Genomic DNA, 12,362 nt, shown 5'->3' on the forward strand with positions numbered 1-12,362 from the left:
CAACGACACCTCGGAGTCCGAGTCGATGGAAGAAACCCTCATTCTGGTGGATGAGGATGATTGCGAAACCGGCAGCGCGCACAAACTGTTCATCCATCAACAGGGCCTGCGCCATCGGGCTTTCTCGATCTTCATTTTCGACGAGCAAGGCCGCTTGCTGCTGCAGCAGCGCGCCCTCGGCAAATACCATTCGCAAGGCCTATGGACGAATAGTTGCTGCGGCCATCCACGCCTGGGTGAACAGACCCTCGCCGCCGCGCAACGGCGTTTACTCGAAGAAATGGGCTTGACCTGCCCCCTGAAGAACGTTGCCTCCCTGCTCTATCGGGAGCAGGTTTCGAACGACCTGATCGAGCATGAATTCGATCACCTGTTCGTCGGTACCAGCGACACCCCACCCGTCGCCAATCCCGATGAAGCCCTGGCCTGGGCCTGGTTGCCGCTGTCCGACATTCCGCGGCGCATTGCCGCCGAGCCGGAAAAGTACACGGTCTGGTTTCAAAAGATCTTCGACACCTACACCCTCGCGGGTCTGCGCACCTGGCAAAAAATCGCTCTCGCGGCATCCTCGACCGGCCACGCCAGGGCCACGCAGTTGTCAGGCCTGCCACCAACGCGGCAATAGCTGCCGGACCTTGGCTTCGGCAAAACGATCGTCGATCAGCATCACCACGCCGCTATCCTGCTCGCTGCGAATCACCCGGCCCGCCGCCTGCACGACTTTCTGCACGCCCGGGTACAGGTAGGTGTAGTCGTACCCCGCGCCGAACAGCACGGCCATACGCTGCTTGATCTGTTCATTGACCGGGTTCAATTGCGGCAACCCAAGGGTCGCGATAAACGCGCCGATCAGTCGCTGGCCTGGCAAGTCGATGCCCTCGCCAAAGGCCCCGCCGAGGACCGCGAAGCCAATGCCCTGGCTGTGCTCGGTGAACTGCCCGAGAAAGGCCTGGCGCTGGCTTTCCTCCATGCGTCGCGATTGCAGCCATAGCGGGATCTGTGGATGAGTCTCGGCCAACAGCCGCGCCACCTGCTGCAGATAGTCGAAGCTGCTGAAGAACGCCAGGTAGTTGCCGGGACGCCCGGTGAACTGTTCGGCCAGCAACTCGACAATAGGCGCCAACGAGGCCTGGCGATGGACGTAGCGGGTGGAAATCTGGCTGATGATCCGCAGGTCCAGCTGCTCGCGCTTGAAGGGCGACTCGACATCGATCCACGCGGTGTCCGCCGGCAGGCCCAGCAGGTCGGTGTAGTAGCGCCGGGGACTCAGGGTCGCGGAAAACAGCACGCTGCTGCGGGACGCCGTCAGTCGTGGACGGAGGAAGCCGGCCGGCACCACATTGCGCAGGCACAATTGCGAACTGCGGCGCTGGCCGTTCTCGCGCAGGCTGATGTCGAACAGGTAATGCTCGTCGAACAGCTCCCCTACCCGTGAGAACTGCAGCAGCTCGAAATAGAAGCCCTGGAGTTCGCCATCGACACCTTGCGGGTGTTCATTGAGGTAGTCGCCGATGGCCGACACGCACAAGCCAATGGCGTTCAGCAACTTGGCGGGCGCCTGCCCATAGGCCTGATAAGGGCCGGCCTGCTCCTTGTGCAGGGCGTTCCACTCACGGTTCAAACGCTGGAACGACTTTTTCAAAGCCTCGGGGATGTTGCGTCGGACGCTGCTCAGCACCTGCTGGTCGAGGCTGGCGCTGTACATCTGCCGTCCGCGCTCCACCAGGTTATGGGCTTCGTCCACCAGCGTCGCCACCCGCCACTGGTTGGCCTGGGCCAGGCCGAACAGCAGCGCGCTGAAGTCGAAGTAGTAGTTGTAGTCGGCGACCACCCAATCGCTCCAGCGGGCCATTTCCTGGCTCAGGTAATAGGGGCAGATATCATGGGCCAGGGCGACGCTTCGCAGCGCCTGCTGGTTGAGCAAGGGCACGCCGACCGCGGCCTGTCTCGCTGCGGGCAGCCGGTCGTAAAAGCCTCGGGCCAAGGGGCAGGACTCGCCGTGACAGGCCTTGTCCAGGTGTTCGCAGGCCTTGTCCCGGGCCACCAGCTCCAGCACCCGCAGCGGCAACTCGGGTGAGCGTCCATAGAGGACCTGCGCCGCATCCAGGGCCAACTGACGACCCGGGGTCTTGGCCGTCAGGAAAAACACCTTGTCCAGTTGCTGCGGCGCCAGGGCCTTGAGCATCGGGAACAGCGTGCCGAGGGTCTTGCCGATCCCGGTCGGCGCCTGGGCCATCAGGCAGCGACCGGTGCTGACGGCCTTGTACACCGTCTCGGCCAGGGTTCGTTGGCCGGGGCGAAAAGCGTCGTGGGGAAAGGCCAGGTCCCGGGCTGCCTGGTCGCGGGCCTGGCGATGGCCGGCCTCCTGCTCGGCCCAATGCAGGAAACGTTCGCACTGCTGCACGAAGAACGCCTCAAGCTGCGCGGCGCTCCAGGTTTCCCGCAGCACGGTTTCCTTTTCGCTGACGATATCGAAGTAGACCAATGCCAGGTTCATTTCCGGCAGTTGCAACTGCCGGCAGAGCAGCCAGGCGTAGATCCGAGCCTGGGCCCAGTGCAGTTGGCGATGATTGGCCGGCTGGGCGGCAAGGTCGCCGCGATAGGTCTTGATTTCCTCCAGCAGGTTTTGCCCTGGGTCATAGCCATCCGCCCGGCCCTGGACCTTGAGGTGACGGTAATGCCCTTCCACCGCCAGTTCCGCCTGGTAACCCTCGGCGCGCCGCGAAGCCACGGTGCGATGGCCGAGCATGCCCTCCTGGGCCGTCGGCGACGGCGTGAAGCGCAGGTCCAGGTCGCCGACCTTGGCGGTGAACTCGCACAAGGCGCGCACGGCAACGCGGTAGGTCAAGGTTCCTCCACTGTCCATTGCACATAGCAGACGGCAATCGGCATCTGGTGCTGGCGGCAGAACTCCAGCCAACGCAGCTGGTTGTCCTGCAAGCGGTCACCCGGGCCTTTGACTTCGATCATCCGGTAGCGCTTATCCGCCGGCCAGAACTGGATCAGGTCGGGCATGCCGGCGCGGTTGGCGCGGATATCCAGCAGCAGGCGCTCGAACCAGTGTTGCAGATGTTCGGCGGGCAGGCAGTCGAGGGCCTGCTCCAACAACTCCGGGGTGAGGATATTCCAGAACACAAAGGGTGATTGCAGGCCCCATTTGGCGTTGAAGGTAGCGCGGATGCTGTCCCGGTAGCGACCGTCCTCCAGTTGTCCCAGGCACTCGGCGAACAGCTCGGCACGACGGGCGTGGAAGTCTTCGTCATGGAGGTCCGCCGGACCGCTCTGGAACGGGTGGAAAAAAGCCCCCGGCAGCGGCGCGAAGATCGCCGGCCAGCACAACAGGCCGAACAGCGAATTGACCAGGGTGTTTTCCACATAGTGCACCGGGGCCTGCGGTTCGTGCAGGTGCCGGGCGACGCCTTCCTCGACGGACAGGGCCGGGTCATTGACCAGTACCAGGTCCAGCCGGGTAATCGCCACCGGCGCTATCGGGGCAATCGCCGGCAGGCCGAGCTTGCGCCGCAGCCGTGGCAGGATACGCAGCAGATGCTGTTGCTCTTCGGCGCTGCGGGGCGCGTCCTGTGCCTGCGACGCCAGGTCCATGGCCGACTGGAACTCGCCCAGGCGTTCGAGCACGCGGATCCGCCGCAAACGTGCCGGCGGGTGGCTGCAGCCGCTATAGATCGCCAGTGCGCCGGGCCAGTCCTGCAAGCGCTCGCTCTGCTGCCCGAGCTGGAACAGCAGTTTGCCCCGACGCCGTTCCAGCCAGGGGTTGTCGGTGTCCAACCGGTTGACGTGCTGGTGTATCAGGCCTGGCTCCTCGCCGGCCTCCAGGGCCTCGCGGGCTGCATGCAGATGCAGGTAGCCATCGAGGTCGGCGCGGCTGCGCAGGCCGCGGGACGACGCTTGGAGTTCGACCTTTTCATAGGTAAAGATGCCCAGGTCCGCCAATACGAATTCGGACCAGTCCTGGTACAGGTTGCCAAAAAACATCAGCCGCAGGCGGTCGCACAGGGGCATCACCTGCAGGCTGTAAAGCGGTTCGGGAATGCTCGGGCACCATCGGGCAAACGACCGGTTCTCGTCGAAGCGCAGGGCCAGTTGCCCATAAAGCTCCGGTTTGTTGGCCCTGGGCTGGGTGATATCGGCCTTGAAACTGCTCAGCACCTCGGCCTTTTGCAGGACCGCGAACAACTGCGCCAGGCTCAGCGGCGCGTCATCACGTACCCAGCCCAGGACCAGCAACGGCCGCGCCGCCTGCTCGGGGTCGCCGATTTCGGCATAGTTCAGCTTGCCGGCGCGAAAGTGCTCGCCCTTGCGCATCACCATTCTTACCAGCAAGGCCCGGGAGGCCTTGGGCAAGCCGGCAAAATCGCGGATAAAGGCCTGCTCCCGAGCATCCAACAGGTCGGCATAACGCGCGGCCAGCCAGTCGAGCACTTGCTGGAAGTTGTTCAGGTAGTAGAACGGATCGTCGAGGGGCTGGGTTGTCACAGGCGGGAAGGACCACGGTTATCGAATGCTGGTTATGCATACAGATAACAGGCCCTCCCGCCCCTGGCAAATACAAACGGACAAAGGGCGCCTCAGTCGAGCTGTTCCAGGCGCAAGGCATCGGCCAGCACGCCCAGGGCCTGGTCCAGATGACGGTGGGCATTGGCGGTGCTGCACAGACGCAGGTGCTGCTGATGCAAGCCATGCAGGCTGAAGAGTTCGCCGGGGGCGATGACGATCTTCTGCTCCAGCAGTCGCTCGAACACCTTGCGCATGTCCACTGGCCGGGTCGCCTGCGCCCATACCGTCGCGCCCCCCTCTGGCGGCACGAACGCCAGGCTGTCGGCCAGACGTTCGCGTAGCAGACCGCCCATATGCGCCATGCGCTCCTGCAACAAACGGCGCAAGGTCGCCAGGTGCTGATCAATCCGACCGCTGCTGTAGAGCCGGGCAATCGCCTTCTGCCGGGTCGGCGACATGCGGAACGAACGCAACAGGAAATGCCGCTGCAACTCCGCCCCCAGGTGCCGGGACAGCAGGTAGCCGAAAGGCGCCTCGGCACCCATGATCCGCTCGAAGCTGGCGAACACCAGCAGGCGATCCGGGTCCACCAGGTCGCGCATCCGCGGTCCGCCAGGCTCGAAGGCGAACTCGCCATGGCTGTCGTTTTCCAGTAACCAGACGCCGAAATGCTCCAGCAACCGTGCCAGGTGCTCGCGCTGTACCAGGGGCATCAGGCTGCCACGGGGCACACTGAGCCCGGAAGACATCAGCAACAGCTTGACCGGCTGGGTCTGCAGCAAATGCTCCAGGGCCATCAGGTCAAAGCCACCGTCGTCCAGTAGCGGCAACTCGACGATATTGACTCCGCCGGCCTGCAACAGCCGTAGAATCACCCAATCGCAGGGCGACTCCACCAGCACCGTGGCCTGTTTCAGGCTCATAGCGGCCATCAGGGTTTCCAGCACGCTGCGCAGGTCCGCGCCGATATAGACATCGTCGGCATGCCAGTAACGCTGGGCCGAGGTGGTGTAGCGCACGGCCAGGGCGGTGCGCAGCTCCAACTCGCCAAACGGCTGGAACTGTGGCGCCTGTTGGCGCGGGTACTGGCGCACCAGCTCGCGTTCGAGCAACAACAACGGATTGTCCAGCGACAACAGCAGCGCCGGCTCATCGCTGCTCAGCACCAGGGTACCGGGCCGCCGCGAATGCACATACAGGCGCTCCAGCACATCGGCGCTGCCACTGACAAACGACGCCCCGGAGACCGGTAGCGCGTAGTAACCCGACTTGGCGAGCGAGTACACCCGCCCCTCCTTTTCCAGCAGGGAATAGGCGTACTGGATGGTCGAAATCGAAACATTCAGGCGCTCGGCCAACTGACGCAGGGACGGCAACTTGACCCGGGCATCGGTCTCGACTTCGCTGATCAGGCTGACCAGATAACGGTAGACCGCCTGGTAGGCGAAGTCCGAGTGTTTACGCCCCTTGTCAGGTAAGGGTTGAGTCATGTCCTGGGGTACGGACGAATCCGCACCCGGCTTGGGAGTGTCTGAAACTATCAATACCAATCCTTTTTAACGTCCCGACAAGACTTCTTTGAATACTTCACCGTTGTCGGGATTGACGATGTCGATGCGGTACTTGTCCGGGTCGCTGGCGCGAACCCGGGCAATCAGCGAACTGACGCCGGAAAAGTCCACCTGGGCCTTGGTGTAGAGATCACCAAGCAAAGTCGGGGTCAGGCCGCTGACTTCGCTCAGCCATTGCCAGATCTGCTCGGGCACCCCCTGCCCCGACAGCGCCTTGTGCAAGTCCGGCAGCGCCACCAGCATGCCGGGGTGGCAACTGCGCAGGAACAGCTCGAGCCCATGGCCACGGTTGACGAAGGGCGCGAACAACAAACAGGTCAGTTGCACTTCGCTCAGGCCAAAGGCCTCTTGCGCGTAGGCACTGGCCAGCGCCCGTCGATCGAGGATCTTCTCGTCGCTGTCATAGGCCCCCATGGCCTGCTCCACCAACCGCGCCGGCATGCGCTTGCGGCGCATCATGGCGGCGGCCAGTTGCAGGTACTCGCCGATGCCACCCTCGTAGCTCAAACCCCGCACGTACTGCGCCTGCAGACCACGCATATGGGCCATCAGCAAGGGATTGGCGCAATCGGATTCGCTGAAGTGGAACGCCAGGTCATCGAACTGGAAACCGAGAAACTCGGTCAGCAACGGCCAGCGCTCCTCAAGGTCGCGACCGACCAGGTCATAGACGCTGACCAGCATCGGCGCCGAGGCCCGACTGGAACGACTGATGGCCGGGCCTTCGGGCTCCACCAGGGCCTCGCCATACAGCTCGCGGTAATAATCCAGGCCGAGGTCGTGACAGGTTTTGACCGCCTCGTCGAACTCCAGCGCCCGCCCTCCGGCCCAGGTTCGCTCCGGCGTCTCGGTCGCCCGCAGCAACCAGGTCATGTACTGCTTCTGCTCCCGGGGCGACTCGCCGCTGACCAGGGCATCGACGCCTTTGTCCCAAGCACTGGAGCGCTCGTAGAAATCGGCCATGGACAGATAACAGCCATTGCAGAAGGTCGCGCGCCCGTCACCCGCGGTCAGGTGGCCGCTCATCAGCAGATTGCGACGGTTGATATCGCGATTGAGTTCCGACATCGGCAGGCGATGATTGAACGGCCGGACATGTTTGTTATCCACCATCAACAACTCGACCCGGGGGTCGTCATAGACAAACAAGGCACTGTAACTGCGGTGGATATTGTGCATGACCGTAGCCGTCACACCGGCATGGCGCAACGTGGCGACCCGCAGGTTGAAGGTGGCCGGCGAACGTCCGGCAATACTCAACTGCGCCGCCCGCAAGAACGCCAGCGTATAACTGCTGTCCTTGCCGCCGCCGTGGGCCACCATGACCTTGAATTCGCCAATACGCTCAATACCGCCCGCCGCTACGATCAGACGTTGAATCAACAACTGCAGTGCAATACGTTCAGCGCGCGTAAAGTAACTCATCAGACGCTGCAACACCTGCTGATAAACATAATTCATTGCCTGCTCATGAATGGAGCTCATAGCCTTTATACACCTGGTTTGAGTTCAGTGTCGGGCAAACAGCGCTCGCATTACCGGCAGCGGCCGGATCAGACGGAAGATTGCCTGCCCCATATAATCCTGAATGCGGACAAGCAACACCCGAAGTATTGCACAGGCCTGAAACACCCACGGCAAGAGCTTTCGAGCATGACCGACGTCACGGATTGCCAGTTAGCGCTGGGAGTCTGCGTGCCAATAAAAATATCTTAGGAATATTCTTACAATGACCTACAACTATTAACTACCCGCAAGAATTTAACGACATAAGGAAACCATCTTCGCCCGAGACCCTGAAGACGAGACATCCCACACGTTGCATTCAAAAGAGTTCGACCTGAAACTTCGAAAAACAACGAGACTCCGATACGGCGGCTGGTAGTGAACCATAACTCATTCCTTGAGCTGTAAGTGACGCTTCAATTATCAGCACTTAACCGGCGATTAACAGATACAGAATCCGGCAAAAAACCGGTTCAGTTGATGGTATTTTTCGGCGCGAGTAAACGCCTGGAAAGTTGTTAGTAAATATTTCAAGGCATTAATAAAAAACCCCGTATCGCAGAACGATACGGGGTTATGTCAAACCGCTTCAGTCAGCTCAACTGGGCTCAACTTGCAGCGCGACCCGACCGCGGCACGGGCAACCATCCATGAAACGGTGCGCCTCGACAAACTCGTCGAACGGGAAAGTCCGGATTTCCAGCGGCGGCAACACCCGGTCGGCCGTCAACTGGTTGATATCGCGCAAGGCCCTTTGCAGCGCCGCCTGATCCTGGACGATGCCCAGTTCCGGCTTGCCGGTGAAGTTGCCGATGCAGTGGACGAAGAACTGGATGTTCTTCTGGAACGCCGCACACGCCGGGAACGGGGTCTGGTTGCCGCCCTGCAGGCCGTAGAGCACCAGGCTGCCACGGGGCGCCAGGACATCGCCGAGCATCGACATCTGTGGGCCACCAAGGCCGTCGAAGACCATGTCGACGCCACGGCCATCGGTGTATTTGTTGACCTGCATCAGCAGGTCCTGCTCTTCGGTGACAATCACCTTGTCGGCCCCCAGGGACAACAGGTACTCGCGCTCTTCCGGGATCTTGGTCGCGGCAATCACCTTGGCGCCCAGGGCCTTGCCCAGTTGCACGAAGGACGGCCCGGCACAGTGGCTGGCATCGGTGACCAGGGCGAACTGCCCCGGCTTGACCCGCGCCAGGTCCACATAAGCGAAATAGGCGATCAATAGCGGCGTGTAATGCACGCTGGCCTGGACCGGGGTCAACACATCCGGGTAACGGGTCAGGGCCGAGCGTGGCAGGACGATCTGCTCGCCATAGACCGGGTAATCGTTGGGGCTCTGGGCCGGGAAGCTGGCGACCTTGTCGCCGACGGCCAGGTCATCGACGCCATCGCCGATGGCGGTGACCACACCGGCCATCTCATGACCGATACCGGCCGGCAGGCGGGCCTGGGACGACGCCAGGTTCTGCCGCCAGAGAACGTCATACCAACTGATGCCAATGGCCTCGACACGCACCTGCACTTCGCCCGGCGCAGGCAGAGTGGCCGTATGCTCTTCGCATTTGAGCACCTCGGCCGGGCCAAACTTGTGAAAACGGATCGTGCGGGACATCGCAAACCTCGTCAAATGAACCTCTAATGCCACGAACTCTATCCGGGCTTTTCGTGCAAGACCATCAGTGGCTATTAATAGTCGACATGCCTGTCATTGATTGGCGACCATTGTACACAGTTCAAATTTCCGTGCGAATCAACCACTTTTGCCCGTAAGATTGACCTTCCCCGCCAGTGAATATCCTGTGAAGCGAGCCCGATGAACCGTAACGACTTGCGTCGCGTCGATCTGAACCTGCTGATCGTATTCGAAACCCTGATGCACGAGCGGAGCGTGACCCGGGCCGCCGAAAAGCTGTTCCTCGGCCAACCGGCCATCAGCGCGGCGTTGTCGCGCCTGCGCAGCCTGTTCGATGACCCGCTGTTCGTGCGCACCGGCCGCAGCATGGAGCCGTCGGCCCGTGCCGTGGAGATCTTCGCCCTGCTCTCCCCGGCCCTGGACTCGATTTCCACCGCGGTCAGCCGCGCCTCGGAGTTCGACCCGGCCACCAGCACCTCGGTGTTTCGCATCGGCCTGTCCGATGACGTCGAGTTCGCCTTGCTGCCGCAGTTGCTCAAGCGCCTGCGCGCCGAGGCGCCCGGCATCGTCCTGGTGATCCGCCGCGTCAACTATCTGCTGATTCCGGCCAAGCTGGGCTCCGGCGAGATTTCCATTGGCGTGTGCTACACCACCGACCTGCCGGCCAACGCCAAGCGCAAGGTGCTACGCCGCAGTTCGCCGAAATTGCTGCGGGCCGACACCATGCCCGGCCCGATGTCGCTGGATGACTTCTGCGCGCGGCCCCATGCCCTGGTGTCGTTCGCCGGCGACTTGAGTGGCTTTATCGATACCGAGCTGGAAAAACTCGGGCGCAAGCGCCACGTGGTGCTCGCGGTGCCGCAGTTCAACGGCCTGAGCACCCTGATCTCCGGCACCGACATCATTGCCACCGTGCCGGACTACACCGCCGATGCGCTGACGGCAGCCGGTGGCGTGCGGGCCGAGAACCCGCCGCTGGACACCCAGACCTTCGAACTGCACATGGCCTGGCGCGGTTCCCAGGACAACGACCCGGGCGAACGCTGGCTGCGCTCGCGGATCCAGATGTTCTGCGGGGACCCTGACAGTCTCTGAAATCGATCCCGATGTTCTCAGCGTCAGGGCATCATCACGCGCTTCGACTCACTGACGAAAAGCCTTTCAGCAAGGCTGTCGCCGCAGTGTTGGCGCCCTCTGCTTTCGTGGAAAACCTGGGCACCTCAAGCAGCCGCACCTTGTTACCGCCGCCCTGGGCAGACCGAAACCGCGCCTTCATCTGCTGCGCGACCCTGAAGATGTCCTGCACGCACTGCCGATCAAAGGGACCGTGAAGCTCAAGGTGTTGGCCGCTCTTATCGTGGTAGATCTGCAACGAGTAATGGCGTGACCCCGACTGCCCGCCAATACCCAGCAATACGCAGGTAAACCCGCGTCCCAGGTAGCCGCGCAACTGATCCTGCAAGGCGTCTTGAATGTCGATGGGTGTTTCTTCGGCCCAACGCTGGGCGCTAAAAAAGGGAAATAGCGAATCCACTTCTCGTATGATGCTTTTCATCAATCACCTCGATGCGCACTCAGCGCTGTCGAGACAAGCTTACCCGGGTGTCGGACGCACGACCGTCAAGGCCCTGTAATCTTACGTAAAGATTGCCTGACACGGCGCTGACACGCGCAACGCTTTTTGCATTCCCAGCAACAGTGATTTGTCATTTCTGGAATAGATAGCCACCTAACGGAAAGCGCATGCTAGAGGGCTCGAATCGGATTGATATCATTCCGAATGATAGTTACCTTCGCTTCATTCGATTCGTGCGCAACCACCCCGCCACAGCATGATCCGCCCATCTCAATAGATTGGCGGACTCCCCCCATGGAACAGTCACTTAAACTTTTGCGCTTCCCTCTGGCTGCCCTGGCGGTCGTGGTGATGAGCGCCTGCGGTAAAGCGCCCGTGGCGGCAGGTGGCGCGATGCCGGCAGCCAAGGTCAGCGTGGCCAAGGTCATCGAGCAGCCCGTCAATGAATGGGACGAGTTCACCGGTCGCCTCGAAGCCCCGGAAACCGTCGAGATCCGTCCGCGCGTCTCTGGGCAGATCGACTCGGTCGCCTTCACCGAAGGCGCCCTGGTGAAGAAAGGCGATCTGCTGTTCCAGATCGACCCACGTCCTTACCAGGCTGAGGTCCATCGCCTCGAAGCCCAATTGCAACAAGCCCGCGCCAGCGCCAGCCGCAGCGCCAACGAGGCCGAGCGCGGCAAGCGCCTGCTGACCAGCAACGCGATTTCCGCCGAACTGGCCGACACCCGCAGCAGCTCCGCCCAGGAATCCAAGGCCGCGGTCGACGCCACCCAGGCGCAGTTGGACCTGGCGAAACTGAACCTGAGTTTCACCCGCGTCACCGCCCCGATCAGCGGCCGTGTCAGCCGTGCCGAAATCACCGCCGGCAACATTGTCACCGCCGATGTCACCCCGCTGACCAGCGTGGTTTCCACCGACAAGGTCTACGCCTACTTCGACGCCGACGAGCGGGTCTACCTCAAGTACACCCAACTCGCGCGCCAGGGCAAACGTGGCCAGACCACCCCGGTCTACCTCGGCCTGTCCAACGAAACCGGCAACCCGCACCAGGGCGTGATGAACTTCGTCGACAACCAGGTCAACCCCAAGACCGGCACCATTCGCGGTCGCGCGGTGTTCGACAACGCCGACGGCGCCTTCACCCCGGGCCTGTATGCACGCCTGAAGCTGGTCGGCAGCGGCACCTACGCCGCCGTGCTGATCAACGACGAAGCCGTGGGTACCGACCTTGGCAAGAAGTTCGTGCTGGTCATGGACGCCGACAAGAAGACCGTTTACCGCTCGGTCGAGCTGGGTCCGAAAATCGAAGGGTTGCGCATCGTGCGCAATGGCCTGAACAAGGACGACACCATCATCGTCAAGGGCCTGCAACGCGTTCGCCCTGGCTCGCCCGTGGATCCGGAAGTGATCCCGATGGCGTCCAAGGAAACCCTCGCGGCCCTGGCCCTACAAAAACAAGCCCTGGAAGCCAGCAACCTGCCCCAGGTCACGCCCGCCAAGAGCGCACCGGCACCGGCTACCAAGCTGGCCGTAGCGACTCCACGCGGTTAAG

Annotated in this window: 9 protein-coding genes; 3 read left to right on the forward strand and 6 right to left on the reverse strand. The window is 62.1% G+C overall.

Annotated features, from left to right (window positions below; genetic code table 11):
- Nucleotides 1–25 precede the first annotated feature (25 nt).
- Complete coding sequence (gene idi / locus M5C01_RS15515; protein WP_152739517.1) at nucleotides 26–625, forward strand: isopentenyl-diphosphate Delta-isomerase; 600 nt, start codon at nucleotides 26–28, stop codon at nucleotides 623–625.
- Here idi and M5C01_RS15520 read toward each other — a convergent pair.
- The 5 genes from M5C01_RS15520 to M5C01_RS15540 all read right to left on the reverse strand — a co-directional run bounded on the left by M5C01_RS15520 (nucleotide 599) and on the right by M5C01_RS15540 (nucleotide 9,213).
- Nucleotides 599–2,848 (reverse strand): ATP-dependent DNA helicase, encoded by a 2,250-nt coding sequence (locus M5C01_RS15520; protein ID WP_152739518.1) that lies wholly within the window; start codon nucleotides 2,846–2,848, stop codon nucleotides 599–601. The genes idi and M5C01_RS15520 overlap by 27 nt on opposite strands.
- Complete coding sequence (locus M5C01_RS15525) at nucleotides 2,845–4,494, reverse strand: VRR-NUC domain-containing protein (RefSeq protein WP_178129846.1); 1,650 nt, start codon at nucleotides 4,492–4,494, stop codon at nucleotides 2,845–2,847. The genes M5C01_RS15520 and M5C01_RS15525 overlap by 4 nt, the downstream gene beginning before the upstream one ends.
- A 92-nt stretch (nucleotides 4,495–4,586) precedes the next feature.
- Nucleotides 4,587–6,005, reverse strand: a complete 1,419-nt coding sequence (locus M5C01_RS15530) for a PLP-dependent aminotransferase family protein (RefSeq protein WP_152739519.1) — start codon at nucleotides 6,003–6,005, stop codon at nucleotides 4,587–4,589.
- Nucleotides 6,006–6,071: 66 nt separating this feature from the next.
- A complete protein-coding gene (locus M5C01_RS15535) occupies nucleotides 6,072–7,571 on the reverse strand; it encodes a hypothetical protein (protein ID WP_178129847.1) in 1,500 nt (499 codons plus the stop codon).
- A gap of 619 nt (nucleotides 7,572–8,190) precedes the next feature.
- Nucleotides 8,191–9,213, reverse strand: coding sequence for a zinc-dependent alcohol dehydrogenase family protein (locus tag M5C01_RS15540; RefSeq protein ID WP_103494852.1), 1,023 nt, complete (start codon nucleotides 9,211–9,213; stop codon nucleotides 8,191–8,193).
- A gap of 201 nt (nucleotides 9,214–9,414) precedes the next feature.
- On the opposite strand from M5C01_RS15540, the gene M5C01_RS15545 reads away from it, so the two are divergent.
- Nucleotides 9,415–10,329 (forward strand): LysR family transcriptional regulator, encoded by a 915-nt coding sequence (locus tag M5C01_RS15545; protein WP_103494851.1) that lies wholly within the window; start codon nucleotides 9,415–9,417, stop codon nucleotides 10,327–10,329.
- Between the two features lie 34 nt (nucleotides 10,330–10,363).
- Here the strand turns inward: M5C01_RS15545 and M5C01_RS15550 are convergent, their stop codons facing one another.
- Complete coding sequence (locus tag M5C01_RS15550; protein ID WP_177098804.1) at nucleotides 10,364–10,789, reverse strand: hypothetical protein; 426 nt, start codon at nucleotides 10,787–10,789, stop codon at nucleotides 10,364–10,366.
- A gap of 315 nt (nucleotides 10,790–11,104) precedes the next feature.
- Between M5C01_RS15550 and mexE the strand changes: the two genes are divergently transcribed.
- Nucleotides 11,105–12,361, forward strand: coding sequence for a multidrug efflux RND transporter periplasmic adaptor subunit MexE (gene mexE / locus M5C01_RS15555; protein WP_152739522.1), 1,257 nt, complete (start codon nucleotides 11,105–11,107; stop codon nucleotides 12,359–12,361).
- Nucleotide 12,362 lies beyond the last annotated feature (1 nt).

It is taken from the genome of Pseudomonas sp. MWU12-2319 (assembly GCF_023242525.1).
Classification (GTDB): Bacteria; Pseudomonadota; Gammaproteobacteria; order Pseudomonadales; family Pseudomonadaceae; genus Aquipseudomonas; species Aquipseudomonas gingeri_D.